27 protein-coding genes are annotated in these 26,266 nt (G+C 59.5%); 10 read left to right on the top strand and 17 right to left on the bottom strand.

Annotated features, from left to right (window positions below):
* Positions 1–17: 17 nt before the first annotated feature.
* The 3 genes from R3D51_10350 to R3D51_10340 all read right to left on the bottom strand — a co-directional run bounded on the left by R3D51_10350 (position 18) and on the right by R3D51_10340 (position 3,539).
* Complete coding sequence (locus R3D51_10350) at positions 18–1,100, bottom strand: hypothetical protein (GenBank protein MEZ5899881.1); 1,083 nt, start codon at positions 1,098–1,100, stop codon at positions 18–20.
* Between the two features lie 113 nt (positions 1,101–1,213).
* Positions 1,214–2,053, bottom strand: coding sequence for a ribonuclease T2 (locus R3D51_10345; protein ID MEZ5899880.1), 840 nt, complete (start codon positions 2,051–2,053; stop codon positions 1,214–1,216).
* Between the two features lie 85 nt (positions 2,054–2,138).
* Positions 2,139–3,539: a M20/M25/M40 family metallo-hydrolase gene (locus R3D51_10340; GenBank protein ID MEZ5899879.1), complete on the bottom strand. Its 1,401-nt coding sequence runs from the start codon at positions 3,537–3,539 to the stop codon at positions 2,139–2,141.
* 167 nt (positions 3,540–3,706) lie between these two features.
* Between R3D51_10340 and ppdK the strand changes: the two genes are divergently transcribed.
* Positions 3,707–6,409 (top strand): pyruvate, phosphate dikinase, encoded by a 2,703-nt coding sequence (gene ppdK, locus R3D51_10335; GenBank protein ID MEZ5899878.1) that lies wholly within the window; start codon positions 3,707–3,709, stop codon positions 6,407–6,409.
* A gap of 2 nt (positions 6,410–6,411) precedes the next feature.
* Here the strand turns inward: ppdK and R3D51_10330 are convergent, their stop codons facing one another.
* The 8 genes from R3D51_10330 to R3D51_10295 form a co-directional block, all read right to left on the bottom strand.
* On the bottom strand, positions 6,412–6,633 hold the full coding sequence (locus tag R3D51_10330) for a hypothetical protein (protein MEZ5899877.1): 222 nt from the start codon (positions 6,631–6,633) through the stop codon (positions 6,412–6,414).
* Between the two features lie 108 nt (positions 6,634–6,741).
* Positions 6,742–7,635, bottom strand: a complete 894-nt coding sequence (gene nadC, locus R3D51_10325; GenBank protein ID MEZ5899876.1) for a carboxylating nicotinate-nucleotide diphosphorylase — start codon at positions 7,633–7,635, stop codon at positions 6,742–6,744.
* Positions 7,632–9,290, bottom strand: coding sequence for an L-aspartate oxidase (locus R3D51_10320; GenBank protein ID MEZ5899875.1), 1,659 nt, complete (start codon positions 9,288–9,290; stop codon positions 7,632–7,634). The genes nadC and R3D51_10320 overlap by 4 nt, the downstream gene beginning before the upstream one ends.
* A gap of 37 nt (positions 9,291–9,327) precedes the next feature.
* Complete coding sequence (gene nadA, locus R3D51_10315) at positions 9,328–10,524, bottom strand: quinolinate synthase NadA (protein ID MEZ5899874.1); 1,197 nt, start codon at positions 10,522–10,524, stop codon at positions 9,328–9,330.
* Positions 10,525–10,742: 218 nt separating this feature from the next.
* Complete coding sequence (locus R3D51_10310) at positions 10,743–11,753, bottom strand: NAD regulator (GenBank protein ID MEZ5899873.1); 1,011 nt, start codon at positions 11,751–11,753, stop codon at positions 10,743–10,745.
* 162 nt (positions 11,754–11,915) lie between these two features.
* A complete protein-coding gene (locus R3D51_10305) occupies positions 11,916–12,530 on the bottom strand; it encodes an HD family hydrolase (GenBank protein MEZ5899872.1) in 615 nt (204 codons plus the stop codon).
* A gap of 10 nt (positions 12,531–12,540) precedes the next feature.
* Positions 12,541–13,182 carry a DNA-3-methyladenine glycosylase I gene (locus R3D51_10300; protein MEZ5899871.1) on the bottom strand — a complete coding sequence of 214 codons (642 nt, stop codon included), beginning with the start codon at positions 13,180–13,182 and terminating at the stop codon, positions 12,541–12,543.
* 50 nt (positions 13,183–13,232) lie between these two features.
* Positions 13,233–13,763 carry a rhodanese family protein gene (locus R3D51_10295; GenBank protein MEZ5899870.1) on the bottom strand — a complete coding sequence of 177 codons (531 nt, stop codon included), beginning with the start codon at positions 13,761–13,763 and terminating at the stop codon, positions 13,233–13,235.
* Between the two features lie 193 nt (positions 13,764–13,956).
* Here R3D51_10295 and R3D51_10290 point away from each other — a divergent pair, with 193 nt between their 5' ends.
* Entirely contained in the window at positions 13,957–14,337 is a 381-nt protein-coding gene (locus R3D51_10290; GenBank protein ID MEZ5899869.1) for a carboxymuconolactone decarboxylase family protein, read from the top strand.
* Between the two features lie 41 nt (positions 14,338–14,378).
* Here the strand turns inward: R3D51_10290 and R3D51_10285 are convergent, their stop codons facing one another.
* Positions 14,379–15,263, bottom strand: coding sequence for a folate-binding protein (locus tag R3D51_10285; protein ID MEZ5899868.1), 885 nt, complete (start codon positions 15,261–15,263; stop codon positions 14,379–14,381).
* A gap of 100 nt (positions 15,264–15,363) precedes the next feature.
* Between R3D51_10285 and R3D51_10280 the strand changes: the two genes are divergently transcribed.
* A complete protein-coding gene (locus R3D51_10280; GenBank protein ID MEZ5899867.1) occupies positions 15,364–16,695 on the top strand; it encodes a dihydroorotase in 1,332 nt (443 codons plus the stop codon).
* Between the two features lie 26 nt (positions 16,696–16,721).
* Positions 16,722–16,973: a hypothetical protein gene (locus R3D51_10275; protein MEZ5899866.1), complete on the top strand. Its 252-nt coding sequence runs from the start codon at positions 16,722–16,724 to the stop codon at positions 16,971–16,973.
* A 22-nt stretch (positions 16,974–16,995) separates the two neighbouring features.
* Here R3D51_10275 and R3D51_10270 read toward each other — a convergent pair whose 3' ends face one another.
* The gene (locus R3D51_10270; protein ID MEZ5899865.1) at positions 16,996–17,700 is read right to left on the bottom strand and encodes a L,D-transpeptidase; all 705 of its coding nucleotides are present in this window, start codon (positions 17,698–17,700) and stop codon (positions 16,996–16,998) included.
* Between the two features lie 514 nt (positions 17,701–18,214).
* On the opposite strand from R3D51_10270, the gene R3D51_10265 reads away from it, so the two are divergent.
* Positions 18,215–18,874 carry a LysE family transporter gene (locus R3D51_10265; protein ID MEZ5899864.1) on the top strand — a complete coding sequence of 220 codons (660 nt, stop codon included), beginning with the start codon at positions 18,215–18,217 and terminating at the stop codon, positions 18,872–18,874.
* Between the two features lie 45 nt (positions 18,875–18,919).
* Here the strand turns inward: R3D51_10265 and R3D51_10260 are convergent, their stop codons facing one another.
* Both R3D51_10260 and R3D51_10255 read right to left on the bottom strand, forming a co-directional pair.
* A complete protein-coding gene (locus tag R3D51_10260) occupies positions 18,920–19,165 on the bottom strand; it encodes a hypothetical protein (GenBank protein ID MEZ5899863.1) in 246 nt (81 codons plus the stop codon).
* 236 nt (positions 19,166–19,401) lie between these two features.
* Entirely contained in the window at positions 19,402–19,794 is a 393-nt protein-coding gene (locus tag R3D51_10255) for a TIGR02301 family protein (GenBank protein MEZ5899862.1), read from the bottom strand.
* Between the two features lie 187 nt (positions 19,795–19,981).
* Between R3D51_10255 and R3D51_10250 the strand changes: the two genes are divergently transcribed.
* From R3D51_10250 to R3D51_10230, 5 genes are all read left to right on the top strand, one after another.
* Entirely contained in the window at positions 19,982–20,662 is a 681-nt protein-coding gene (locus R3D51_10250) for an SOS response-associated peptidase (GenBank protein MEZ5899861.1), read from the top strand.
* Positions 20,663–20,913: 251 nt separating this feature from the next.
* Positions 20,914–22,752: a Clp protease gene (locus R3D51_10245; protein MEZ5899860.1), complete on the top strand. Its 1,839-nt coding sequence runs from the start codon at positions 20,914–20,916 to the stop codon at positions 22,750–22,752.
* A gap of 102 nt (positions 22,753–22,854) precedes the next feature.
* Positions 22,855–24,036, top strand: a complete 1,182-nt coding sequence (locus R3D51_10240; GenBank protein ID MEZ5899859.1) for an acyltransferase — start codon at positions 22,855–22,857, stop codon at positions 24,034–24,036.
* Between the two features lie 112 nt (positions 24,037–24,148).
* Positions 24,149–24,328: a hypothetical protein gene (locus R3D51_10235; protein ID MEZ5899858.1), complete on the top strand. Its 180-nt coding sequence runs from the start codon at positions 24,149–24,151 to the stop codon at positions 24,326–24,328.
* 181 nt (positions 24,329–24,509) lie between these two features.
* On the top strand, positions 24,510–25,076 hold the full coding sequence (locus tag R3D51_10230) for a hypothetical protein (GenBank protein ID MEZ5899857.1): 567 nt from the start codon (positions 24,510–24,512) through the stop codon (positions 25,074–25,076).
* Between the two features lie 41 nt (positions 25,077–25,117).
* Here R3D51_10230 and arsH read toward each other — a convergent pair whose 3' ends face one another.
* Together arsH and arsC are read right to left on the bottom strand one after the other, a co-directional pair.
* Entirely contained in the window at positions 25,118–25,813 is a 696-nt protein-coding gene (gene arsH / locus R3D51_10225; protein ID MEZ5899856.1) for an arsenical resistance protein ArsH, read from the bottom strand.
* A gap of 26 nt (positions 25,814–25,839) precedes the next feature.
* Positions 25,840–26,265, bottom strand: coding sequence for an arsenate reductase (glutaredoxin) (gene arsC, locus R3D51_10220; protein ID MEZ5899855.1), 426 nt, complete (start codon positions 26,263–26,265; stop codon positions 25,840–25,842).
* Between the last annotated feature and the right edge of the window lies 1 nt (position 26,266).

Genomic DNA, 26,266 nt, shown 5'->3' with positions numbered 1-26,266 from the left:
GAGCGTGAGAGTCCGGATCAATCCATTTTCAGGTTCAAATCGGCCGGATTGAGCGTGCCATAGTCGATGGCTGGTTCTTCGGCCTGTTTGTCGGCTTTCTGCCCCTGCGTCGTCGCAACAGCGGTTCCGCCTGTCCAGATCGCCGCGTCTTGTAGGCGGGGCTTCAGAGCGAGTTTGTCTGCTCGTTGGTTATAGCCCGCGTCTCGCATCAACGCGTCGGACCGTTCACCGCACTGCCCGGGTGACGTTCCACCGGAGGTGCGGTTCAATGTCAACGTTACGCATGGATCTGCTGCAGCAGTTTCCGTCAGCGCTGGCGCGGCTTCACCGGAAACACGCCCAGTTGTTTTGAAAACGGCAGCAACCGCAATCGGGGCGGCAGTGGTCGAAGCCGTTACTGTGACGGTCTGCACGCTGGGTTCGGTTGCCTTTTGCACGTTAACCGGGGCCACAGCTGTTCTGTTCCCGCGCGCAACGCGGGCGGAGCGAGCGTCATTCGGATGAAGCACAACATTCGACATGAACGACCAGAAGCCGACCACATGCCACGCCAGCATTCCTGCGATGAAACCCAATCCGCCCCAGACGAGCGGCGTCCAATCCCGACGCGCACGTGGCCGGGCAGTCTCCGGTTCCTTGACCGTCGCAAGGATTGGGGCGGCCTTGTTCTCGACGGTGGCAGGCTTTTCTGTTTCCTGGGCCGCTGTTGAAACTCTCAGCGATGGCGATGCTGACATCTGGCTGAGCGGCGGCGGCGGCGGGCGCACGGCGTGCTGGCCTGGGTCAGACTGTACTGCGCGCTGAACCCTCGCAATTGGTGCTGCAGCTGCCACGACATGCGCACTTTGCGGAGGGGGCAGACTAGCCTCGCACGCGGCGCATAGAGCCTCGGCATCTGCTTCGCCGAATGTGAAGACGTAAGGCCCGCCATCGGATCCGTCGATCTCATCGCTTGCCGATTTTACCGGGTGATCGAACTGTGCCAGCTGATCGTAAACGTCGCGCGTGTAGCGGCTATCGTCGCTCGTCATGCTGGCGTGCGGAGCGTTGAAGCGCCGCTGCGGAAAAGGCCAGATCTGATCGAGATCGATGTTGCGCATGCCCCAAGCCTTGAGAATCGTTCAAGCTCAAGTGTGTGCAGGATATGGCGTGCCAGCAAGCTCGCGCGTGGCATAGATGCTTACGCACTCAAGTTTTCCACAGGGAGAGTGCGTCACAAATGACGTTCGTAAAGATCCATTCGTGGACCGGGCAGCGGATTGGATCTTGGCGAATCGAATTGCGCACCAGGATCTGGGTTGCCGCGCGCAGTCGAACGCACCGGCGGAATGAAAATGCGCGAGGCTGAGCACATGCGCCGTTGATCCTCGTTGGCACCGCAGGCGCGCAGCTGTCCGTTCTTGGAAAAGCAGATTCGCACCTCTTTGAGGCGGTTTCCTTGTCCGCCGCAGACGATGGCGAAGTTTTCCGGCTTGAGACTTGGATTGGCTCGCATCAGGTCTAGCGCCAGCTCGCGCGGGGACACGGTCTGCTGTTCAAATGGATTTCTGTAGTTGCTTGGAATTTCGATGGAGTTGAAAAGCCTACGCGCCAGCCCGAAATAGGCATCGGGGGAGAGTCCAGAGCAGGTCCCATGCTTGCGATATTCGTGAATGACGAGCCGCGGGCTCGGCATAATATCCAGCATATTGTCGATCAGCGGCTGTGGTACGAACGGGCGGCGCGCGGTGCGGCAATCCTGCGGCCATCCGCGATCATATTGTGGCCACAGCCCATGGAGCACGAAATTGAAGCGCCTGCCGTCTCGCCGATTGCATTGCTGGTCGTCGCCGTCGTCGCTTTCGGCGCAATAAGTCGGGCTCCACGACAGCACCAGCGCGTAATAATCGAACTGCCCCGCCACGTTGCGCTGACGATCATCATCGCGGCCGAACCTGCTTTCGCGCTCTTGACCGTAACGGTCGCGGTACTGCGCTTCGGCGACGCCCGCCGTCGCGGCAAGCATGAGAGCGGCTGCCAGAAGACGTTTGATGATCGTGATGGGTATACGCATGGCGTCTTTCAATTTCAGAATATGGGCGGCGCAATTCGCACCGTAGAGTGTAATTGCGGCCAACTGCGTGCGTGTCGCGGGTCTCTTAAGCGGCTTCAGCGAATGCAGCAAGAATTCTGGCCCATGAGCGGGCGCCCTTTTTGAAGCTGGTAAGATTGTATTTCTCGTTTGGCGAGTGAATGCGATCGTCGTCGACACCAAAGCCAATGAGCAGGCTGTCCATGCCCAATCTGTCGCGGAACGATGTCACGATCGGGATGGACGCACCGCACCCCATCAGCACAGCGGGCTTGCCCCACTCAGCCTCTAGCGCGCGGGCGGCGGCCTGCATGGCATTGCCGCCAGTGTCAAACATGATGCCACCCGAGCCGCGCCCGTCGAGCCACTCGGCTCGGCAATCTGCAGGCAGGATCTTTTCAACGTAATCGCGAATCGCGACCATGGTCTTGTCGGGATCCTGACCGGGCACGAGGCGACACGTAATCTTGACTGAAGCCTTGGAGGGTATCACGGTCTTTGAGCCTGCACCCTGATAGCCGCCCGTCACGCCGTTGAATTCCAGTGTCGGGCGGGACCACAATTGCTCGACGATTGTGCGATCTTTCTCGCCGGCAGGAGTCTTCAGGCCAACCGCGCCAAGGAAGGCTTCGCCTGAAAGGCCGATCTGCTTCCACTGCGCCAATTGCTCCGGCGCGGGTTCCTTCACACCGTCATAGAAGCCGGGAACCGCAACGCGCCCATTGTCGTCATGAAGTGCTGCCATGACGTGGGCGAGTGCGCGAATAGGATTGGTCGCCGGGCCACCGTAGATGCCGGAATGCAGATCGCGCGAGGGGCCGTGAATAATGAGTTCTTCACCGGCAAGGCCGCGCAGCATAGTGATGATCGCGGGCGTGTCCTTATCCCACTGTCCGGTGTCGCACACAAAAACAAAGTCCGCCTTCAGTTCTTCGCCGTGGGTCTCAAGAAATGCTGGAAGCGAGGGAGATCCACATTCTTCTTCGCCTTCGATGAGCACGGATACGGCAATCGGAAGTTCTCCCGCGACGCTCTTCCACGCGCGGAAGGCCTCCATGAATGTCATGAGCTGGCCTTTGTTGTCCTCCGCGCCGCGCGCAACGATTATAGTTCCATTGTCGGGATCCTGCGCCAGCGTGGGCGAGAAGGGCGGGCTGTTCCACAACTCGAGCGGATCTATGGGCTGGACGTCATAGTGACCGTAGAACAAAACGTGCGGGATACCAGGTGCGCGTTTGGTGCGGTCATGGGCTACGACCATTGGATGACCGGAGGTCTCCACCACTTTGGCTTGCGCAAATCCGATGTCGCGCAATTGTTCGGCGCACCAGCGTGCTGCGTCGGCGCACTGGGTCTTGCAGGCGGGATCAGTCGAAATACTTTCGATCCTCAGCAATTCGAAGAGCCGGGCCAATCCTTCCCCGCTGGTTTCTTCGAGAGTGCCGAGGACAGCTGGCAGTTTGCTCATGGTATCTGATGTCTTCCGTCGGTTAGGTTTGCTCGATTGTTCGCTAGATTGACGGCTTCGTGCGTCTTTCGAGACCGTCGCGGACATATACCCTTTTTTCGGGGCCGCCATTGTGGCAAGTATCTGCCGCCAGCGACAGGCAATGCCAGGGAGGCCCGCTAGCTCTGATGACACACAGCTCCAGCAACGGCAAAAGGAAATGGGTCTACAGCTTTGCCCCGGGTAACGCCGAGGGTGATGCCTCCATGACCGAGTTGCTGGGTGGAAAAGGCGCCAATCTTGCCGAAATGGCGCGACTCGGCCTCAGCGTCCCTCCTGGCTTCACCATTACGACTCAAGCCTGCGCCGCCTATGTGAAGGCCGGAAAGAAATTTCCCGATGGACTTAAGGAAGAGGTGCTGGCGGCGCTAAATGCCATTTCCGCCGTCACCGGATCTGTATTCGGTGATGAAGCAATGCCTTTGCTCGTGTCTGTCCGCTCAGGTGCACGCGCGTCGATGCCGGGCATGATGGACACCATCCTCAACCTTGGCCTCAACGACAAGACGGTCGAGGGGCTGGCGAAGCGGTCTGGCGATGCGCGCTTTGCCTACGACAGCTACCGGCGCTTCATCCAGATGTACGGCGACGTTGTGCTGGGTTGCGATCACGGCGCTTTCGAGGATGTTCTTGAGAACTTCAAGAATTTGAACGGATTTGCTTCCGATCCCGATCTGGATGCAGATGCGTGGACCGAGATCATCGCCGAGTACAAGGAAGTGATCGAACGAGAAACGGGAGCGCCGTTTCCGCAGGACACCGCCACGCAGCTTTGGGGCGCGATTGGCGCGGTGTTCGGATCTTGGAACAACACGCGCGCCGTCACCTATCGCCGTCTGCATGCGATCCCTGACGACTGGGGGACAGCCGTCAACGTGCAGGCCATGGTGTTCGGCAATCTGGGAAATACGTCCGCTACGGGCGTTGCATTCACGCGCAATCCTTCGACGGGTGAGAATGAGATCTACGGCGAGTTCTTGCCCAACGCGCAAGGCGAAGACGTGGTGGCGGGCATCCGCACGCCGCAGCCGCTGCTCGCTGGCATCTCGCGCTCAGGCGTGTCGCTTGAAACCATGATGCCGAACGCGTTTGGAGAGTTGAAAGAGATCTTCAGCTTTCTGGAGCGCCACTATCGCGACATGCAGGACGTGGAGTTCACGATCGAGGACGGGCGGCTTTGGGTACTTCAAACGCGATCTGGTAAACGCACCAGCGAAGCCGCGCTCAAGATTGCCGCCGACATGGCAGAAGAGGGCTTGATTACTTCGGAAGAGGCTATTCTCCGCGTCGAGCCCAACGCGCTCGATCAGTTGCTGCATCCGACGCTCGATCCCGACGCACCCCAGGAAGTGTTGACGTCGGGCCTGCCCGCCTCTCCGGGCGCGGCATCCGGCGAAATCGTGTTTCATGCGGAGATGGCTGAGGCGCTGAAAGGCAAGGGCAAGGATGTCATCCTGGTTCGAGCCGAGACGAGCCCGGAGGACGTTCACGGAATGCATGCGGCGGTCGGAATCCTGACCGCGCGTGGCGGCATGACGAGCCACGCCGCCGTCGTTGCGCGTGGCATGGGCCGCCCGTGCGTGTCGGGTGCGGGTGCCTTGCGCATCGATGCGAACGCAGGAATCATGCGCATTGGCGCACGAACCTTTCGCGCGGGCGAGATCATCACCATCGACGGCAGCACGGGGCGCGTTCTTGCCGGTAAAGCCAAAATGCGTCCGCCTCAGCTTTCAGGAGCGTTCGCGAAATTGATGGGGTGGGCTGATGCCGCACGCACCGTCAAGGTGCGCACGAATGCCGATACACCTCGCGACGCCCGGCAGGCCAGAACATTTGGCGCGGAAGGCATCGGGCTGTGCCGAACCGAGCATATGTTTTTCGAAGAAGATCGCATTCTTGCTGTTCGGGAGATGATCCTTGCGACGAACGAGGATGATCGCAGACGGGCTCTCGCCAAACTTCTCCCCGTGCAGCGCGCAGACTTCGAAGAGCTGTTTGAGATCATGGCGGGATTACCGGTAACGATCCGGCTGCTCGATCCGCCGTTGCATGAGTTTCTACCGCACGAGGAGCGGGAAATCGCTCAGGTCGCGGCGGAGCTTAATACTGATATTATGCGGCTTAAGACGCGGATCACGGAGCTTGAAGAGTTCAATCCCATGCTCGGGTTCCGGGGTTGCCGATTAGGCGTGCGCTATCCGGAAATCACCGAGATGCAGGCGCGCGCCATCTTCGAAGCCGCAATTGCGGCGGGCAAGAAGTCCGGTGCACCGGTGCACGCCGAGGTGATGATTCCATTCGTCGTGTTCCGCGCCGAATTCGTTACCTTGCGTGCTGTCATAGATAGAACGGCCGAGTCAGTGGAGCGCGAGACGGGCGTCAAGCTGAGCTACGAAGTTGGCACCATGATCGAGTTGCCGCGCGCCGCGCTGCGGGCGGGTGAGATTGCAGAGGGCGAGGACGGCGCAAGTTTCTTCTCGTTCGGTTCGAACGATCTCACCCAGACGGCCATGGGGCTATCTCGCGACGACGCGGCCCCGATCCTTTCGAGCTATCTGGAGCGCGGCATCATCACCAACGATCCGTTCGTGACAATCGATCAGGAAGGCGTTGGTGAGTTGGTACGCATAGGCTTGGAGCGCGGGCGGACTGCTAAGCCTGGAATGAAAGCCGGCGTGTGCGGTGAGCACGGCGGGGAGCCACGCTCGGTGGAATTTTTCTGCGGCATTGGCATCGATTACGTGTCGTGCTCGCCTTACCGCGTTCCCATTGCACGCTTGGCGGCCGCACAGGCGTCAGTGCGCGCCAAAATGCAGAAATCCAACGGTTGAGGCTAAAGCAAACCGCCGCGTGGATTGTCGAAATCATCGAGAGGTCGCGGTTTCGGACGCGGACCGGCGTTCTTCGGCATCAGCATCAGCCATACGATGAGCGGCGGAAACAGGAAGCACCAAGCCATCCAGAACGATACGTCACGGTTCTTGGTGCCGGCGAAGACGCCCGCGAGCGCTGCTCCGGTCACGGCGCACAGGCCCCAAAGAACGATCCACTTCATGACGTCACACTCCGCTTTTCGCGCGACCGCCGGGAAAAACCCGCGCATCGTGCCACCGCACTGGGCGCTATAGCACAAGCCTTCAGGTGCGCGCCAACTATGGCGAATTCAAGCGCTGATGGTTCGTTTTGCGGGTTGCGCCTTGAAATCAAGCCCTAAATCGAGCACGGGGGCAGAGTGGGTCAAAGCTCCCACCGAAATGAGATCGACGCCTGATTTGGCGATTGCGCCCACCGTTTCGAGGCTAACGCCACCCGAGGCCTCGGCGAGACAACGCCCACCGATGCGTTTGACCGCCTCCTTGAGCTGGGATGGTGTCATGTTGTCGAGCAGAACGGCATCCACGTCGTACTTCAGTGCACGGTCGAGCTGATCGAGAGTATCGACTTCCACCTCGATCTTGACCATGTGGCCTGCAGTCTGGCGCGCGGCCGCCACGGCCTGCTCCACGCCTCCCGCGGCAACGATATGATTGTCCTTGATGAGGACGGCGTCGAACAAGCCGGTGCGGTGGTTGTGTCCGCCGCCACATCGGACCGCATACTTTTCGAAGGCGCGCAGTCCAGGCGTTGTCTTACGGGTATCGACGATGCGCGCCCTAGTTCCCGCAATCGCGTCGACATATTGGCGCGTGAGCGACGCTATCCCCGACATGCGTCCCATGTAATTGAGCGCGACCCGCTCCGCGGTGAGCAGCGCACGCGCATTGCCGGAAATCTTCGCAATAACGTCGCCCGGCTTCACGCGCTCGCCATCCGCAACCAGGATGTCGAAGCGAAAGTCGGGATCGAGTTGGCGGAACGCCTCTTCAGCGGGAGGAAGCCCGGAGACGACGCCCGCCTTGCGCGCGGCGATAACGCCTTGCGCGCGCGTGTCAGCAGGAATGGTTGCGTTGGTCGTGATGTCGCCGGTCAGCCCGAGATCCTCAAGCAGCGCAGCCTTGACAGCGCTTGCAATGAGCGGCGCTGGAAGCGGCGCAAGATCGATCGCGCGCGTCTTCATGGTGCGCAAACCGCGTTGGCGGCCGCAGCTGACGCGGGATGAGGAACCGGCTCGCGTTTTGGCAAATCTGCAAGGGTGATGAACGTCCGCTTCGCAAGCTCGGGATTGGCGTGCGGAAAGTCATCGCGGAAGTGTCCACCACGGCTTTCCTTACGCTTCAAAGCGGCTGCGGTTATGAGGCGCGCCGTCAGCACCATGTTAGCAATCAGAGGATCGTCCTTGCCGTCGATTGCAATAGCGTCGAGTGCGCGCAGTGCAAGCTTGAGCCCTTTGGCGTTGCGCACGACGCCTACGTGCAACGTCATGATGGCGCGTAGTTTCGCGATAAGCTCAGCACGTTTTGCCGCTTTAAGAGGTTTGGGTCCCGAGACGCGCTTAGGCACGACGAAGTGCCCTGCCTTTTCACTCGGAATGAGCGCTTTGATATCGGCTGCAGCATGACCGCCCAGCACGACAGCTTCAAGAAGCGAATTGGAGGCGAGACGGTTGGCGCCATGCAGGCCCGTTCCCGCCACTTCACCCACCGCCCATAGTCCGGGCACCGAAGTGCGTCCGCGCGCATCCGTAGCAATGCCTCCCATGTGGTAGTGCTCGGCCGGTGCAACCGGGATAAGGTCGTGCACTGGATCAATCCCTGCAGCGCGGCAGTGTGCGGCAACCGTCGGGTAGGCTTCATCGAAGCGCGCGCCAATAGCCTCGCGGCAATCCAGGAACGCACCGCGACCGGCGGTAGTTTCCGCGTGTACGCCGCGCGCAACGACGTCACGTGGCGCAAGCTCTCCGCGCGGGTCGATCGCCAGCATGAAGCGCTCGCCCAGTCGGTTGACCAGTGTGGCTCCTTCCCCGCGCAAGGCTTCGGTAGCAAGCGGCGCCGGGTCGATACCCGCGTCGATCGCCGTGGGATGGAATTGGACGAATTCGGGATCCGTGATCACCGCGCCGGCTCGCGCTGCCATGGCTATCGCTTCGCCGCGTGCGTAGGAGGGATTAGTGGTAACTGCATAAAGCGCACCGACACCGCCGGTCGCCAGGATGACGGCGCATGCTGGTACGAACTTGTAAGTGCCATGGCCGAGAGCTGCCGGGCGGATGAGACGCACGCCTTTCACGCGACCGTCCTCGGTGATGAGGTCGTGTGCCTCATAGCCCTCAAGGAAACGAATTGAGGGTGTCGCGCGCGCTGCTGCGATGAGCGCGTTCATGATCGCCCATCCCGCCCGGTCGCCCGTGACGCGAACGACGCGCTTTTCTGAATGCGCAGCTTCTTTGGAAAGAACGTAGTGGCCTTCCAGATCACGGTCGAATGGCACCCCGTAAGTGAGAAGATCGCGTATGGCGTCAGGGCCTTCGTCGGCGACCAGGTGGGCCATGGCTTGATCGACGATGCCCGCGCCGGCCGAAATGGTGTCGGCTGCGTGCTTATCGGTGCTGTCGCCTTCGCCGACCGCTGCCGCGATGCCGCCTTGCGCCCAGACGCTGGATGCGCCTTCACCCAACGGCGCGGCGGCAATGACCGTCACGGGAAGCGGCGCAAGTTTCAACGCCGTGTACAGTCCAGCCAGTCCCGCGCCGATGATGACAACATCACCCGGTCCCGGCGTGGTGTTCGCAGGAGTAAAGCCCTTGGATTTGGAACGTGTCGGTCTGGTAGCCATCGCAGTGCGTCTCCGCTGCTGAAACTCAGGCTTGCGATCAGTTCGTCAGGTTCACCATGCGCTCGACAGCCCGGCGGGCGCGTTCCGCGACATCGGGGTCTACCGTCACCTCGTATTGCATGTTGACGAGGCTGTCGTAGATCCCTTCCAGGCTGATGCGCTTCATGTGCGGGCAAAGGTTGCACGGCCGGATGAACTCGACATCGGGAGCTTCTACGGCAACGTTGGACGCCATCGAACATTCGGTGACGAGCATCACCTTGGCCGGCCGCTTATCCTTCACCCAATTGATCATGCCTGAAGTCGAACCGGTGAAGTCGGCCGCCGCGATGACATCGGGTGGGCACTCAGGATGGGCGATGATCTTCAGGCCTGGATCATCCTTGCGCATTTGCTCCAGCTCGGCGCCGGTGAAGCGCTCGTGAACTTCACAAGCACCCTTCCAGGCGATGACCTCGACCTTAGTCTGGCTTTGCACCCACTTCGCGAGGTACTGGTCGGGAATGCAAAGCACGCGCGGTGCACCGAGGCTTTCAACGACCTTGACGGCGTTGGAGGACGTGCAGGTGATGTCGCATTCCGCTTTCACAGCTGCGGACGTGTTGACGTAAGTGACGATAGGCACGCCCGGATAGGCTTCACGCAACATGCGCACATCTTCGGCAGTGATAGAGGATGCCAACGAGCAGCCTGCCCGCAGATCTGGGATGAGAACGGTTTTATCGGGCGAAAGCAGCTTCGAGGTTTCCGCCATGAAGTGAACGCCGGCCTGCACGATGACTTTGGCGTCAACGCGCGCGGCCTCTTTGGCCAGCTGAAGACTGTCACCACGGAAATCCGATACGCAGTGGAAAATTTCCGGCGTCATGTAGTTGTGCGCCAGCACGACAGCGTTGCGGATCTTCTTCAGCTCATTGATGGCTTTGATCAGCGGCGCATAGTGCGGCCATTCCATCGGCGTGACCACGTGCTTCACGCGGTCGTACATCGGCGCCATCTCGGCCTTGAGAGCGGGAGACCATTCGTATTTCGGTGGGTTGGCAAGCGGCGCGAAAGCCTTGCCCGTCTCGGGCAGGCGGGCAGGCGCGCTCTTGCGCGTGGCGGCGGTGCGGGCCGAAGCCGCGATCGCCTTTGAACCGCTCTTGGTCTGACGCACCGTGGTCTTAGAGATGGTTGCCAACGCGGATGCCTCCTTCAACTCATCGAACCGGCAAATGGCGATCTCTAGTCTCATATGCTCCAAACGAGCATTTTATAAGCCCAAAGAAAGCCGGCTTGCTGCCGGGCAATTCGTTTAAAATGCTCGATATGAGCATTCCTACCGTGCACTTAACTTAATGTATGTAAACGCGAATTTCCAGAGCCTCAAAGGTGCGGGTCGCAAGATTGTTATCTCGCGACCCGCATCTTGAAGCTTGCGCGTTTGAACAACGCTGCTGAGCCGAAAGAGTTCTATTGCGTGCGGCTTGGCGGCGCGGAAACGCGAACGCCGGGAGCCGGACGTTCCAAAAGAACCTCGCGGCGGAAGCGGAACAGCTTTGCGGGTCTGCCGCCTGTGCGCGTCTTCATCTCTCCGGTCGGCTCGACAAGGCCTGCGCCTTCGACGAGACGGCGGAAATTCTGCTTGTGCAGATGAGGGCCAAGGATTGCTTCAACCGTCTTCTGCAATTCGTACAACGTGAACTCGACCGGCATCAGCTCGAACACGACGGGCCGATATTTGATCTTGGCGCGCGTGCGGTTGATCGCCGTTGCCAGGATGCGGCGGTGGTCGAACTGCATGGGATGACCGAGCCGAGGCAAGTCGGACCATTCCTGCGCTGACGGGCGGCTATCTCGGCGGGCTTCTTCAACCAAGCCAGCATCGTAAAGCAGCTCATAACGCTCCAGCACCTTCTCCTCGTCCCAGGCTGTACCGTCGAGACCGAAGCAAATGCGAATACGTTCTGAACGCGCGATGGGACGTTGTGCAGCGGGGAGTTCGCCCTGGCGTTCGGCCCAAGCCTTCAGCCTTGGTTCGATGTCAGTCGATATGATCTCTGGCCGTCCGCGGCGCCAATCTTCCCAAGGGAAGTAGTGATACCAAGAGCGCCAGATGCCGCTTGAAAGTTCATTGCCTACGCGCGCTTGGGTTAGCGCCAGATAGCCAATGGAAACGACTGGCGGTGACGCGTCGCTGATTTCCAGATGACGGCCACGGTCGGCGAAAGTGTAGAGCTGCTCGGCATAGCCAAGATCAAGCCCCGTCTGCTCTTGCACCCAAGAACGAAGTCCGGTTTCCAAAGTGCGATGCTGACGCGGTTCAAACGGCCCAAACGGCAGTCCGTCAGTTGCTCCGGCGCTGTCGGGTTCTCCGCGTACGACGAGTGCGACGGGCTCGTTGTCGAGCACGGCGACAATCGCCGCCGTCAATCCGATCTCGACGGCAGATGGCGCAAGGCCATCGTTCTCCTGTGGGATCATGCGCTTCGATTTATCGGGCGACGGTTTGCCTCTACCTGCAAGTTCCATGTTCATAGGTCATATCTCCCCGTGCTCCCCAAGAGGCGAGCTAAGACCTGATCATGGCTATTTTCGGAATTGCGTGCTCGTAATTGGCAGATGGTTGCCGCTTTTTGGACGCAATTATGAATCGGACCAGAGCTGATTAAATCGATCTATAAAGGCCATTTCAGCTTGGTTTGCTGGCAGTGGCTCAAGCAAGAGCAGCTCGTGATGTAAGGTTTTAGGTATCTCAGGACGCCCAAAAAAAGATTGCGCTTCCTCGATCGCGAAGCCCGCAAGAACGGTCGCTTCGTAATACGCAGCGATCCTGTCGGCGTGCTTGATGCTCGTCGTCAGCTCCGAATTCTCCGCGATCGGCAAAGCATACCGGCGGTGAATTGCAGCAAGCAGCCGGTTCTCGAAAGCTTTGTAATCGAGGCCAATCGCGGCCTTGAATGGACTGATCAGGTCACCGATCACATATTCGGGAGCATCATGGAGGAGGGCCGCGAGAAGCTCTTTAGAGCCGAAACCGGTGTTATTTGCCTGCACGATGGCTTCCACCACGAGTGAATGCTGCGCGACCGAAAAAGAATGGGCGCCCGTCGTCTGTCCGTTCCACCGTGCTACGCGTGCTAATCCGTGCGCGATGTCGTCGATTTCGATGTCGGCGGGGTTGGGGGCCAGCAGATCAAGTCGGCGGCCCGACAACATGCGCTGCCACGCGCGCGGCTTGTGTTCGGGATCTTGGGTCATGTCAGGTTAATCAAGCTTTGCCGGGAATTTTGAGGGCACGCTGAAGTTTTGCGCAAGGATCGTGGCGAGGGCAAGAGACGAGATGGTCGTTGACCATGCCCGAAGACTGCATAAAGGCATAGACCGTCGTCGGTCCTACGAACCTGAAGCCTTCTGCCTTCAGCGATTTTGAGATGCGCTTTGAAAGGTCGGTCTGCGCTGGAGCGTCAGACAGACGTACCAGCTTGTTCTGTTGCGGCGGGCCGTCGAGATGCGACCAGATGAAGTGAGACAACGGCGTGTGTTTCGTCAGTGCCAAGTAGGCGCGGGCATTGTCGATGGTCGCTTCGATCTTCAATTTATTGCGCACGATGCCGGCGTCATCCATCAGCCGCGCAATGTCCTTTGTGCCATAGCGCACGATCCGCCGTGCATCAAATCCGTGGAACGCGGAGCGAAAGTTGTCGCGCTTCTTCAAGATCGTGAGCCAGGACAACCCGGCCTGGAAACCTTCGAGCACCAGCTTTTCAAACAGTGCGCGGTCATCGGTCAGGGGCACGCCCCATTCTGTGTCGTGGTAGCGTGCATATAATGGATCGGCGATGCCAGGCCATGGACACCTGAGCATCGTCGCTTTCCCGCTGCCGGAATTCTTACTGATAGTCGTTGCCATGTCTTGGAACTCAATGAATTGGCAACGACAGGCAAGCGCCTCGCCGTCGCTCAGGCAAAGCCCTTATTCCAGGGCATCCGCTTCAGGATATAGGCCATCAGGCAGAAGCCCGTAACACCTGAAAAGATCAATCCCAATCCAACGAATGCCGATAGGTAGTACCAAACTGGAGAAACGTACATGCCCAGGACGACACCTGCCAAGGCCATCGAACCTGCCACGATCATCACCTGCCGGATGATCTCGATTGGCGCTTTCTTCGCAGTAGCGGCAACAGGCAGGCCCGCCGCGGTCCAAGCGTCGATGCCACCATCGAGGATGTAAGATTCGCATTGCGTCTTGCCGGCGAGCTTGTCGGCGTTGACCATCGTGCGGTTGCCGCTCTTGCAGTGGAACACCACCACTTGGCCTTTCGTCGCAGGAGCGTTGCCAAGCGTGCCGAGTTTCGAGAGCGGCATGTGGCACGACCCCGCGATTTGTGCACGGGCGCGCTCATCCGCTTCACGAATATCGACAAGAACGGCCCCTTTGTCGATCAAGAGCTTGGCGTCCTTAGGCGAGATTTTCTGCATCGTTCCCATCGTTTTCGTGTCTCCTTGAACGTTAGGCGACCTGCGTACAGGCGCCCGCGCCGTTCCTTCATGACGCAATCAACTGTTCGGGGGTTGTTATATTAGCTAAATCTAATATCTTCAAGCAGGACGCTTGCTGCCTCCTGTCGCGGGGGGTAGGTGAGCATTATCGCAATAGTGGAATTGCCCGAGGAGAAGCAGAATGATCAAGGACTGGCAGGACTACATGAAGCAGCTTTCGCCCCATCTGCGCGAGCTTCGTGTCGGCACGTCCGACGTTATGAAGAGCTTCTCGGCGATGGCGCAGGCTTCCCTGAAGACCAATGCGCTCGACACCAAGACCAAGGAGCTGATCGCGCTCGCCATCGGCGTTGCGACACGCTGCGACGACTGCATCGCCTTTCACACCAAGGCAGCGATAGAGCAGGGCGCCTCGCGTGAGGAAGTAATGGAAACGCTTGGGCTGGCGATCTACATGGGTGCGGGGCCGTCCGTCATGTACGCCAGCCACGCGGTTGAAGCGTTCGATCAACTCAAGGCAGCGAAGGACGCCGCGAAATCCGCAGCTCCCGCACAAGACTAAATCGGGTTGAGCCCTTTCTCGCCTAACGCGCGGGGAAGGGCTTACGCCTTTTCGCGTTTCGCGACCGTTTCGGCGTAGCGCGTGAAGTCTTCATCGCAAACTTGGATCGGAGTATCCGCCGCCGATACGGTTTGTCCTGCTTCACGTGCTTCGGCATAACGATCGAGACGCAAAAGAGCCAAGCCATGAACGCCATCGACGGAGCCCGTACGACCTATGACGACGGTGCCGATTGTGATATCCGCGCCCGGTTTCAGGTTTGTCTCGCCAGTAATTCGGACCACGCGCTTGCGCACGACCGTCTTATGCTTCATGCGTGAGACGACTTCCTGTCCGACGTAGCATCCTTTCGCGAACGAGGCGCCGTTGAACCAATCGAAATCGGCTTCGTGCGGATAGGTGTCTCCGAATTCGTAATCCTTGCCGCCTTCGGGAACGCCAAGTGCGATACGCTGCGCGACGTAGGCACCGACGTCACCATTTGAGGGCGCAGCGGACGCTGCTGCGTCCCGTGGGGACAAGATACGGAGCCCCATCGCCTCATGTCGTGGATCGCGAAACGAAAGAGCCACGTTCGGGATGTGCTTGGCGATTGAAGATTCATCCTTCGCGACCCAGACGTCGAAGCGCTCCGAGACGTCGGCAATCGTCACCGCGGCGCGCAGTTTATAAAGGCTGAGGCGCTTGACCAGATCGGCGGCCTTCTCGCGCGCGACATCGAGGAAAAACCCGTCTGCCGTGCGCAAGGCGAAGAAGGCGAACAGGATCTTGCCTTGCGGTGATAGAAGCCCCGCGTAGGCCGCCTCTCCCTCGGCAAGGTGAGCAACCTCGTTGGTCACCAGACCATTCAAGAATTTCACCGCATCTGCGCCGGTGACGGCTACGACGCCGCGATCCTCCAGATGTGCGATAAATGGCTTATCCATGTTGTTCTAGACGCCGGTTGAATTGGGCCGACAAGTTACGTATGCGGGGCTAGAGACAAACGCAAGGCATGCGGGCGGGTAGCGGGAATGCGAGGTAGCGATGGCTGAATCGTTCGATTTGCTGATAAAGGGCGCGACGATCGTCAATCATGACGGTGAGGGCGTGCGGGATATTGCGGTAAAGGACGGCCGCATCGCCGCGCTGGGGCAATTGACCAACGCACAAGCGGCGCAGACGCTGGACGCCAAGGGCCTGCACATCCTTCCCGGCGTGATCGACACGCAGGTGCATTTTCGCGAACCTGGATTGACGCACAAGGAAGATCTGGAAACTGGCAGCCGTGGGGCGGTCGCTGGCGGTGTGACGGCTGTGTTCGAGATGCCCAACACCAAGCCGCTGACCACCACGGCGGAACTCCTGGCGCAGAAGGTGTCGCTCGCGCGCAACCGAATGTTCTGCGACTTCGCTTTCTATGTCGGGGGTACGCGGGAGAATGTCGGCGAGATCCCTGCGCTGGAGAAACTCGAAGGCTCCGCCGGCATCAAGGTGTTCATGGGCTCGTCCACCGGCGACTTGCTTGTCGATGACGAAAGCTCGCTTGACCGGATCATAGACAGGATATCACGGCGGGCGGCCTTCCATGCGGAGGACGAGGCGCGCCTGATCTCGCGCATGGGTGAGCGCAAGACGGGCGATCCCTCTTCGCACCCAGTATGGCGCGACGAAGAAGCGGCGATGATCGCGACGACACGACTGGTGTGCTTGGCCGAGAAGTACGGCAAGCGCGTTCACGTGCTGCACGTCTCGACCGCCGAAGAGATGGCGTTCTTGCGCGATCACAAGGAGTTCGCCACCGTCGAAGTCACGCCCCACCACCTCACGCTGGCTGCGCCTGAATGTTACGAGCGCCTGGGTACCTACGTGCAGATGAACCCGCCCGTTCGCACGGAACGTCATCGGGCGGCGATCTGGGCAGCGCTGGAAGCGGGCATCGTGGATGTGCTGGGCTCAGATCATGCCCCCCACACACGTGAAGAGAAGGACCATGCCTATCCCGCGTCCCATTCTGGCATGACAGGCGTGCAGACACTCGTCCCGATCATGCTCGATCATGTCAATGCGGGACGGCTGTCGCTGCAACGCTTTGTTGATCTTACGAGCCATGGTCCGCAGCGTCTGTTCGGCATTCGCGGCAAGGGCCGCATTGCCGCTGGCTATGACGCCGACTTGACCGTCGTTGACCTAAAGCGGCGCGAAACCATCACAAATCGCTGGGTTGAAAGCCGCGCGGGTTGGACGCCTTACGACGGCGTGACGGTGACCGGCTGGCCCGTTGGCACCTTTGTGCGTGGTCGCCAGGTTATGTGGGAAGGCGAGATCTTCAGCGGTGCGCAGGGGGCGCCGGTGAGATTTCTTGAGGGCGCGCGCTAACGCTGAAGCACGTTAATGGTCCTGGCATGGGCGCTGCATTTCTCCGGCAAACCTTAACAATCGTGCCGGAAATCGACATGTTCGCCACCGCCTATCGCAATGCTCTTTTTGCTGAAAACAATCTGACCTGGGGACAGGCATTCCTGTTGGCGGTTCCCGCGTCGGCGATCATGAGCGTCGGCATTGCCGCGTTGTATCTGACGAAATCGGCCCTGGGCATCAATCTGATGCCAGGGCCGTCTCCACTTCATGATCTGCTGTATTGGATGCTGGTCTAAGAAGCACCGATCGTTGATCGCCTTAGTTGGAGGCGATTGCCTTGGGCAGCTTGCTCACGACATGCACGGTGGTGCCGACGCCTGCAAGGCTGGCCAAGTGCACAACGTGGCCGTTGTACATCCGGATGCAGCCTGACGACGCGGCTGTGCCAATGCTCTTAGGATCGTTGGTGCCGTGAATGCGATATAGCGTGTTGCCCAGATAAAGCGCCTTGGCACCGAGTGGATTGTAGACACCGCCCGCCATGGATACAGGCAGGTTGGGCTTGCGCTCGCGCATTTCAGCCGGCGGACGCCAATCCGGCCAATCGACCTTCTTGGAGATCTTCTCGGTTCCCGTCCACTTGAAGCCCTGCTTGCCGACGGCGATCGGATAGACATAAGCCTTCGATGAGGAAACCGTGTAGTAAAGCTTGCGCGACGACTGGTCGATGATGATCTGACCGGCGCCGTATCCATGGAAGCTGACTTTGGGGGGTGTGATGGGCGAAATCTTGGGACGCCCGCCACCGCTCTTTTCTCCATCGCCGGAGAGAGCCGCCGCTTGTTTTTTCTTGAACTCGAAGCTGAAGGCCTCGCTGGCCTTGGCTTTCGGGGGAGGGGCCGCACGAGTGTACTTGTTGGGCGTCTGATACCCGTACTGGTCGTAGAAGCCCTCGTTCGCACTGGCATTGCCCGACGCGCCAACAATGGCCACGGCGGCGACGACAAGCGATAATCTCTTCATGATCCTAGGTTCCTAGATTAACTCAAACTGTGAAGAACCTCCGCACTTAACAACAGTCCTGCGCCGCTGGCCAGACCGGTATTCGTTTGAGGCGCCACAACTGTTTGTTTCTGGGGAGGTTAGCCTGGCCAAAGCTCGGCAATTTCCTCCCTCCCCTACGAGATCCCGGGAGACGGAAATAGAGGGTTCGCCAAAAGCTTATGCCAATCGAAAGGACAGGCGATAGGTGGCCGATTTCCGGTGACGCCGTGTCCCTGCGCTATTTTGGCTCTGCTTGCAGCTAACGACGCCGCCGCCCATTTCTTGGGCATGCCCTCGGCTCGTGTTGAACCCAACGATTAGACGCTCCCCTGCGCATTGGACAAGACATCGGCGGCCAACTACCACTAGAGCAGGGAAGGATTCGCCAAACGGGCGATTTTTCTTATCGGATGGTGCTGCACGAAAAGCCCATGGAATGAGGCTCGGGCAGTAGGCGGGCGGGGCCAATGCGGGTGGAACTAATCGCGTGATCATGGACTACATTCCCAATCCCTTCATCATTCCAGTGGGATTGTTCATTGGCGTCTTGGTCGCCGCCCCTGTTGGTCCGGTCAACGTCTTGTGCGTTCAGCGCGCAATCGAACGCGGCTTTTGGGGCGGCATTGCCGCCGGTCTTGGCTCGATGCTCGGAGACGGATTGATTGCGTTGTCAGCCGGCATGGGTGTGGGTGCGATCTCAGCTGCGGTTGAGAACTATCGTGCCGTGATACAGGTCGTGGGCGGGCTGGCGCTCATGGCATTTGGAGCTAAGCTCTATTACGCGACACCGCGCATCGCGGTTGCTCCCGTGCATGAGCATGAAACAAGTCTGCGCGATTTCGTATGGGACATACCGCAGACGTTCTTTCTCACCATTACCAACCCCGGCGCTGTACTTGGCTTGATCGCAATTTTCGGCGGCGTCTCGACATTTGTTGAGGTGCATTCGACCGTCGACGTGCTGCTCATGGTGGCGGCCATCATGACCGGCAGCCTGCTCTGGTGGGTTGGGCTATCTAACCTGATCAGCCGCCATCGCCACCGCATCGACGCGACGCGACTGGGCACGATCAATCGTGTCGCCGGAATTCTACTGGCGATCTTTGGCGGATTGTTGCTGGCTGAAGTCGTCTGGAAGGGCGGCCACTTCTAATAGTGTCGGAGATCGGCCGCCGCTGTTCTTATTATTGGTGGCGGCTTATTGGTGGCGCCGCTTCAAGGTGAACTCACCGGAGTCGATGCGCTGTTCCAGGCCACGGGTCAGCTTGACGACGGCATCTTCACCATACATCGAAACGAGATCCGTCAAGGCAGTGAAGAGCGCGGCATAAGCCATCTGCTCGGGTGCGACGCCGGTATCGGCGCCTTCGTCCCAAGCTGCAAGAATGAGGTCCAAGGCCTTGAGAGAAGGATTGTCCACTTCCAAATCTTCAAAAGAATACATTGCTTCCCCCCAACCAGAATAACACCACACACTCATCATCCTGTCCTTCCGTCATTTCCCCCGGCTGGCCCCTGCCTGCTCGTGTTTGGAAATTACGTCGCTCAGATGACGTTGCCTCCCTTTCTGTTTGAACTAGCATGCGCCAGGGCGAAAGGTGACCCCGACAACAATTCACAGTAAACTACCCGCCACGCACTCGCCCATTGGGAATTCTGCCGCGTCCTCTGCCACGCGCTTTATTGCGGAAAACTCTTGATCAATCCGTCTGAGAGTTCGGCGCCTTCGCTGATGAAGCGGGTAACGGCTGTCTGCGCCGAAGGCGAACAGGTGTTATAGGTGCGACTGTAGCTACGATACCCCTGGTTGAAGGCGCGCGTGAGCCGCGCCTTGCGCAGCGTGGTCGATCCCTCGGCATCCATCAGCTCTCGCATCCGGTCGCGCCAATACTGCCCCTCATTGGCACCGCACAACTCCCGCAAATAGTGGATGGCGCCCAGAATTTCCGACAGACGCATTAGCTTATCGTCGTAGGGTTTGGCCTGTTGCGCCGCGATAACTCCCGGCGTGGTTGCCCAGATGAGGCTAGCGGCGATAATGGTTGATATCAGTCCAGTCCGTGGGCGGCGCATCTGGAAGTTCCCGTCGTGGATCAAGCTGTGTTTGCGCTTGCAGGTCTTTGATGGCGTACCCGTTAGATGCCTTTTCCGGCAATCACGGGGCACAAGCCTGCCAGGACACATCGAAAATACCGGACGCCGCCTATATAGACCCTAGTGATCACGCAACTTTCGGGTATCCACCAAAGGTTCAAGACGAATGTGCTCGCGTTATAGTCTCACCGCGCCCCCTGAGGCCATAGGCAAGTTGTTCGCCGTCCCTATCGAGCACGGATTTCCACCGCGTTATAACATCGCTCCGACTGATCCGGTCTTGATCGTTCGTAACGCAGAACGGGGTGGGCGGGAGTTGGTTCTGGTACGTTGGGGGCTCATTCCGTCCTGGGTGAAGGATCCTCGGGAATTTTCGACCCTCATCAACGCGCGCTCCGAAACGGCGATCGATAAACCGTCTTTTCGGGGACCTATGAGGCATCGTCGATGCCTCGTGCCCGCCGACGGCTTCTACGAATGGACCGGAACGCGCGGCGACAAGCAACCTCATCTCATTCGCCGTAGGGATCGCGAGCCCTTTGCGTTTGCGGGTCTTTGGGAACATTGGCTAGGCGCCGACGGCAGCGAGATCGAGACCATGGCCATACTGACGACGGGCGCCAACGCTGACATGAGTGCGCTCCACGATCGGATGCCGATCATTATTGCGCCCGAGGACTTCGATCGCTGGCTCGATTGCAAGCCGGGAACGGCCGATTTTGTGCGTGATATTCTCAAGCCCCCACCGGAGGGGCTGATGGATCACATCGAGGTGGACCGACGGGTCAATAATCCGCGCAATGAGGGTGCGGGGCTGCAGACACCGGTACGCACCACGCTGCTTTGAGCAGATCGCATCGTGCGTAGGCGCGGCCGCTAAGCATAAGCAACTGGAAAGGTTGGCTGTTTTGGCGTTGACCAAGTTGCGAGCCAAAGCAGCGCGCCCCCTCGCGGCCCGGTTCATTCGCAGATAATGTGGGATAGTCAACAGCTTGCCGTTATCAGTTCCTAAAACCCGTGACGTGGGTCTGGGAAATAGGTGCTTGCCGTCTGACGCTCCCTCATGCGGGATGGGCGATGTAGAGGAGCACTGGGCGAATGTGGTCTGGCCACCGTCTGTGGCTTGGAGTTGGCGGTCGCGCGTCACGAGGAGACGAGTACACGATGACTTATCGGGGTGAAGATCTGGATCTGCGTACACCGCAAACGCTGGGCACCGGCGACGTAGGGGCGATGGGCGCGCGCTCTGGTCCGATCTGGGTAGACGACACGGTGCTGGCTTGCAGCAATCATGCGTTTGACATCGCGCTTGCGCATCGTGCCGGTGAGGTGCGGCTGGAACATTTGCTCAATGCCCTGACGCGCATAGAGGCGGCCGCCGAAGCCCTTGAGGCGCGGGGAGTGCGGGTGGCCGCACTTCGCCGCGAAAGCGCAACCATCATAGCGAGCGAAATTCCCGTCGGGCTGCCCAACGGCAAAGGGACGCCCCGCCGCTCCGACGAATTGGCTGAGGTTCTGCGGCTCGCTGCTGCCAATGCTGCGCGCCGAAACGCGCCTGCCAGCATCGAAGACCTTTTGTTCGTTCTGTTCGATCAGCGCAATGATCTGCCCGGCTTATCGCTGCTGTCGCGCCATACAGTACGCACGATCCGCGAAGCGCCCGAGCCGCTGCCGCCGGCAACGCGCTACGTGACCGAACCACGTTACGTCACGGCACCGAAGCAGACGGACATGCAGCGCATGTCGTCTGAGCCCGCCCGCAGCTATCGCGTCGATCTGACAGGCACGCCAACCGACAGCATTCAGAACTCTCGACTTGATGCGCTCGAGCAGATGGTTCGCGCGTTGAGCTCCGACATTTCGAGCGAGCGCCAGATCATGTCGGGGCTGCTGAAGGATTTGAGCAAAGAAACTCAGGCGCAGCGTTCTGACCAGGGACGCCTTCAAACAACGTTGGTCGATCGCTTGGGCACATTGGAGCAAGCCGTGAACCAGGGCCAGGCGCCTCATAGCGAGGCTCTTCAAGAGCAACTTTTGATTTTGGAAACTGCGCTCGAACAAAAGCTCGATGGTATAGCGCGTTCCTGGGCAACCTTGTCGGAACGGCTGCAGGCGATCGAATCTGCCGTGCGCGAGAGGCCCTTAGGCGGGGCTGTTCCCGCTGATCTTATGGACCGCTTGCGCGCCGTCGTCGATCTCAAGCCCATCGCCAACCGGCTCGACATCATCGAGGAAGCGGTGCTGTCTGGCGGGGCCGGAAAGGGTGGCGAGGAGGGTGTCAGTCGCCTGGAAGAGCGCCTGCGCTCCCTCGAAGCTGAAGTGGCGCGCGCCGTGAATGCAAATTCAGGCGGCCTGAGCCGGTTGGAAAGCCTGCTTGGCAATTTCGAGCATCAACGCGGTGAAATGATCAACGCGCTCATGCAGCCGGTGGTGGAGCGCGTATCGGCTGTTGTGGGATCAGCGCAAGCACAGCAGGCCAGCCTGAGTGACTTACTGACGAAGGTGGCTGAGCGCATGGGCGCGGTGGAGCGTGCGCTTGCGGCCGAGATTGAGACGGCCGCCACCAAGCACGAAGCCTATGCGCGTGATCTTGGAGAGGTGCACGAAGCCCTCATGAAGCTCAACCAGAACCAGCACACGCTTGCCGGTTCCATTGATCAGTGGCGAACGGACGCGGCCGGCGATCTGTCGGTAATTTCAAACCGCCTCACCAATCTCGACCGCGACAACGAACGCCCGATCGAGACGCTCAATGCGCTGTCCGCCCATATGGACACCATGAACAAGATGATGATCGAGCGTTATCATCGCCGCAATCGCTTCTGGTACTGGCTGTTTGGAACCGATGATTGGATTGGGGCCAGCTGGGCCTCGCAGGCCGCGGCTCTGGAAGCCGAGCGGCAGAAATTCAAATCGCCCAAGTCCGCCGACGCCTGATTACGACGAGGCGTTAAGAAGTGTGAATGTCGGACGGCCAGCTCCTTACGGCTGGCCGTTTTGCATTGTTTGACGTGGCGCATGAATTGCAGGGCTTGTCGTATGTCGAACCCTGTTCATAGCAATTTGGAACACACAGTTAACGCCTCAGCCAACAGGCGCGCGGCTACACGGCTTGCTGATATCCTCGCTCCGGAGGCAAACAATTTCGGCCTCGTCCGCCTCGCGATGGCGCTCGCCGTGCTCATCTCCCATGGATTCTTTCTTTATGCTGGAACGACGGCCGCCGAGCCGTTGGTCAGCTGGACTGGACATTCGCTCGGCGAGCACGCGGTCCAGGTCTTTTTCTTCCTCAGCGGCATCCTCGTCGCCCAAAGTTTCGATCGCAGCCGAAGTCTGCTCGACTTCGTGCTGGCCCGCGTCCTGCGGATCTTTCCGGGCCTTCTCATCTGCGTCTTCGTGACGGTGGTCTTCATCGGGCCGGCGGTAACCAGTCTGCCGATCTTTGCCTATTTCACCCATTCCGAGACGCTTGCATACGTGATCAAGACGGTATCGCTGTCGACCGGCTCGGCGACGCTTCCCGGCGTGTTCGAGACGGCCCCGGCGCCAGGTCTCGTCAACATGTCCTTGTGGACCTTGAAGTACGAAGTGCTTTGCTACGGCGGGCTGGCAGCTTTGGGCTGCGTAGGGTTGTTCAAGCCGGAGTGGAGAAAATACGCGGCCGCAGCCTTGGCGCTTGGCGTTGCCGTCGTCTTCATAGAACCTACCAAATCGGCCGACGCCTACACCGCAGCCGACAATATCCGCTATTTTTCGGTCTTTTTCTTCGCCGGTACGCTCGCCTATCTGATGCGCTCTGCGCTCTTCGTTCATGGCGGCGTCTGCGTTGCACTCTTTGTGCTGTTCGTGAGCGCTATCGGAACGCGGTTTGGCGTGCTGGCCACCGCCGGCTTCCTCGGCTACGCCACGCTTTACGTCGCAAGTCTTCCCGCTGGCCGCATGAGGTCGCTCGCTAACCGCTATGACGTTTCGTTCGGCGTCTACATTTACGCTTGCCCTATCCAGCAGGTGTTGATCGGCAGTTTTCCTGAAGCTGGTCCCGCCGCATTGATCGTGTTCGCCACAGCGCTGACGCTGCCTGTCGCGATGATCTCTTGGCTGGTGGTTGAGCGTCCCTCGCTTGAAGCCAGGAAACCGCTAGCGGCTATGCTGGGCGGGTGGCTCTCGTGGTTAGCCAACATGCGCGTGCCGTTTGCTCAGCGCATCCTGGCTAGTCGTTAACTTTTTGATGTTTTCCGCCGCATCCTCCGATTTCTGAACGCGAGCGTCTTGCGAGCCGCCGCGTGCTCGTGCATTGATTAAAAATGTGTGAAGGTCGGTGTTGGAGTTGTAAATGTTCCGCAGGTCGTTGCTGATCAATCTTGCGTTCAGCCTTATCTCGACCCTGGCGATGTTGGCAGCAGTGCCGACGCATTCCGGCCTGCTGGCGAGTGCGCGAGATAGCTTCAACGCCTATGCGCAGAACAGTGCGCTTCTGAGCCCGGTCGTTCACCGCGTGCTGAAGCCACACTAGGACTTCTCTGATCCGCGACGGTTATGAGCCAAAATTCCTGGCTCGATTTCAGCGCCGTTTCAGCGTGCGCTCAGCTGCACTTGCGACAATTGCGCAGGATCTGAAAATTCTCCCGCGCAATTCCCATATCTCAAACGAAGTCGCGCCGGGTGTAGGTGACGGCAATGTTATGGAGGTCGCAATGAACCTGTTTTGGAGGGCATCGGCAGCTGCGCTTCTCGCGCTCGGGCTGGCGCTGCCCCTTTCGCAATCGGCCGGCGCGGCGAACGCGCATGGCCCGTCTATGGCCGGCGGCCCGCGGATGGGTGGCGGTGGCCCGAACATGGGTGGTGGCGGTGGTCCACGTATGGGCGGCGGCGGGCCACACATGGGAGGTGGCGGCGGTCCGCACATGGGCGGCGGCGGTGGTCCGCGCGCGTTTCATGGCGCGCCTCCAGGAGGCGGCGGAGGCCCGCGCTTCTCCGGGCCGCGTGGGCCCTCACCCTCTTTCAAACCGGGCCCCGGTGGAATGAGTTCAGGCGGCAAGCATTGGAACGGTGGCAAGTGGAGTGGCAAAGGCGGCCCGCATAACGGCGGTCACTATCGCGGCAGGTATCCGCACTACCGTTACTACGGCTACGGTTATGCGCTCCCTTACTACTCCATGGATAACTACTACTACGGCGGAAGCTGCGCCTGGCTGTGGCGCAAGTGGCTCCAGACCGGCAATCCAAAATGGAAGTATCGCTACTATGACTGCATCGACTGATGCGTGACTCATAGTAGAAGCAAACGAGAGGCGGCAGGTGCTCAGGTGCCTGCCGCCTCTTTCAGATTAACGCGCGCGGAAAGTTGCTCGGCGGTTTCCACCCGTTCGCTGTAGCGATCTGTCAGATAATCAGAGATGTCGCGCGTCAGCAGTGTGAACTTCATAAGTTCTTCCATCACATCCACGACGCGGTCGTAGAATGCAGACGGACGCATACGTCCATGCTCATCGAATTCCTGGAAGGCTTTGGCAACCGAGGATTGGTTGGGGATGGTGATCATGCGCATCCAGCGGCCCAGGACGCGCATTTGATTGACCGCGTTGAAAGATTGCGATCCACCACAGACTTGCAGGAGAGCAAGCGTTTTACCTTGTGTAGGACGCACCGCCCCTGAATTGAGCGGGAGCCAGTCAATCTGCGCTTTCAAGATCGCACTCATGGCGCCATGTCGCTCCGGCGAACTCCACACCTGGCCTTCCGACCACTCTACCAGTTCGCGCAGTTCGCGGACCTTGGGGTGGCTATCGCTTGCGTCGTCGGGAAGAGGCAGTCCGCTCGGATCGAAAACTCTGGTGTCAGCCTCTAGACTTTCCAGAAGCCGGGCGGCTTCTTGCGCGAGTAATCGACTGAAGGAACGTTCGCGCACGGAGCCGTAAAGCAGCAGAATGCGTGGCCGATGGCTGGCGCGCGCACCAAGTTTGCCAAGATCCGGCAGATGGAAGGCGTCCGTTTTTATGTTGGGAAGGCTATTGTCGCGCTCGGTCACTTTTTGGATTTTCCCTTAGACTTGTCCTTGACGATCTCGCCGTCTTCCTTGGTGAAGGCTCCGATAGCAGGATTGTCGAGCAATTCGAGCACTAATTCGGAAGGACGGCAAAGCCGAGTGCCTTTTGGAGTTACCACGATTGGCCGGTTTATCAGGACGGGGTGCGCAATCATGAAGTCGATCAGCTCTGCGTCGGTCCATTTGGGATTTTCGAGGCCCAGCTCATCATAGAGGCCGCCCTTGGCGCGCAGGACATCCCGCGGGAAAACCCCCATAGCCTTGATGAGCTTCACCAGTTGCGCGCGCGACGGGGGGGTCTTCAGGTATTCGATGATGTTGGGTTCAGCCCCGGACTGGCGGATCATCGCCAGGGTATTGCGGGAGGTCCCGCAGGCAGGGTTGTGGTAGATCGTTATCGTCAAG

The sequence above is a fragment of the Hyphomicrobiaceae bacterium genome (assembly GCA_041397645.1).
Classification (GTDB): Bacteria; Pseudomonadota; Alphaproteobacteria; order Rhizobiales; family Hyphomicrobiaceae; genus Hyphomicrobium_B.
This window is presented reverse-complemented; position numbering and strand designations above follow the sequence as displayed.

What these genes read in the sequence shown, in the direction of transcription:
- R3D51_10300 (MEZ5899871.1), bottom strand. Translation starts at nt 13,182, where the DNA reads ATGGCAACGACTATCAGTAAGAATTCCGGCAGCGGGAAAGCGACGATG.
- nadA (MEZ5899874.1), bottom strand. Translation starts at nt 10,524, where the DNA reads ATGAGACTAGAGATCGCCATTTGCCGGTTCGATGAGTTGAAGGAGGCA.
- R3D51_10295 (MEZ5899870.1), bottom strand. Translation starts at nt 13,763, where the DNA reads ATGGGAACGATGCAGAAAATCTCGCCTAAGGACGCCAAGCTCTTGATC.
- R3D51_10280 (MEZ5899867.1), top strand. Translation starts at nt 15,364, where the DNA reads ATGGCTGAATCGTTCGATTTGCTGATAAAGGGCGCGACGATCGTCAAT.
- R3D51_10230 (MEZ5899857.1), top strand. Translation starts at nt 24,510, where the DNA reads ATGAACCTGTTTTGGAGGGCATCGGCAGCTGCGCTTCTCGCGCTCGGG.
- R3D51_10275 (MEZ5899866.1), top strand. Translation starts at nt 16,722, where the DNA reads ATGGGCGCTGCATTTCTCCGGCAAACCTTAACAATCGTGCCGGAAATC.
- R3D51_10310 (MEZ5899873.1), bottom strand. Translation starts at nt 11,753, where the DNA reads ATGATCCCACAGGAGAACGATGGCCTTGCGCCATCTGCCGTCGAGATC.
- R3D51_10270 (MEZ5899865.1), bottom strand. Translation starts at nt 17,700, where the DNA reads ATGAAGAGATTATCGCTTGTCGTCGCCGCCGTGGCCATTGTTGGCGCG.
- nadC (MEZ5899876.1), bottom strand. Translation starts at nt 7,635, where the DNA reads ATGAAGACGCGCGCGATCGATCTTGCGCCGCTTCCAGCGCCGCTCATT.
- R3D51_10340 (MEZ5899879.1), bottom strand. Translation starts at nt 3,539, where the DNA reads ATGAGCAAACTGCCAGCTGTCCTCGGCACTCTCGAAGAAACCAGCGGG.
- R3D51_10345 (MEZ5899880.1), bottom strand. Translation starts at nt 2,053, where the DNA reads ATGCGTATACCCATCACGATCATCAAACGTCTTCTGGCAGCCGCTCTC.
- R3D51_10265 (MEZ5899864.1), top strand. Translation starts at nt 18,215, where the DNA reads ATGGACTACATTCCCAATCCCTTCATCATTCCAGTGGGATTGTTCATT.
- R3D51_10250 (MEZ5899861.1), top strand. Translation starts at nt 19,982, where the DNA reads ATGTGCTCGCGTTATAGTCTCACCGCGCCCCCTGAGGCCATAGGCAAG.
- R3D51_10285 (MEZ5899868.1), bottom strand. Translation starts at nt 15,263, where the DNA reads ATGGATAAGCCATTTATCGCACATCTGGAGGATCGCGGCGTCGTAGCC.
- R3D51_10245 (MEZ5899860.1), top strand. Translation starts at nt 20,914, where the DNA reads ATGTGGTCTGGCCACCGTCTGTGGCTTGGAGTTGGCGGTCGCGCGTCA.
- R3D51_10305 (MEZ5899872.1), bottom strand. Translation starts at nt 12,530, where the DNA reads ATGACCCAAGATCCCGAACACAAGCCGCGCGCGTGGCAGCGCATGTTG.
- R3D51_10320 (MEZ5899875.1), bottom strand. Translation starts at nt 9,290, where the DNA reads ATGGCTACCAGACCGACACGTTCCAAATCCAAGGGCTTTACTCCTGCG.
- R3D51_10290 (MEZ5899869.1), top strand. Translation starts at nt 13,957, where the DNA reads ATGATCAAGGACTGGCAGGACTACATGAAGCAGCTTTCGCCCCATCTG.
- R3D51_10350 (MEZ5899881.1), bottom strand. Translation starts at nt 1,100, where the DNA reads ATGCGCAACATCGATCTCGATCAGATCTGGCCTTTTCCGCAGCGGCGC.
- R3D51_10235 (MEZ5899858.1), top strand. Translation starts at nt 24,149, where the DNA reads ATGTTCCGCAGGTCGTTGCTGATCAATCTTGCGTTCAGCCTTATCTCG.
- ppdK (MEZ5899878.1), top strand. Translation starts at nt 3,707, where the DNA reads ATGACACACAGCTCCAGCAACGGCAAAAGGAAATGGGTCTACAGCTTT.
- R3D51_10260 (MEZ5899863.1), bottom strand. Translation starts at nt 19,165, where the DNA reads ATGTATTCTTTTGAAGATTTGGAAGTGGACAATCCTTCTCTCAAGGCC.
- R3D51_10330 (MEZ5899877.1), bottom strand. Translation starts at nt 6,633, where the DNA reads ATGAAGTGGATCGTTCTTTGGGGCCTGTGCGCCGTGACCGGAGCAGCG.
- R3D51_10255 (MEZ5899862.1), bottom strand. Translation starts at nt 19,794, where the DNA reads ATGCGCCGCCCACGGACTGGACTGATATCAACCATTATCGCCGCTAGC.
- R3D51_10240 (MEZ5899859.1), top strand. Translation starts at nt 22,855, where the DNA reads ATGTCGAACCCTGTTCATAGCAATTTGGAACACACAGTTAACGCCTCA.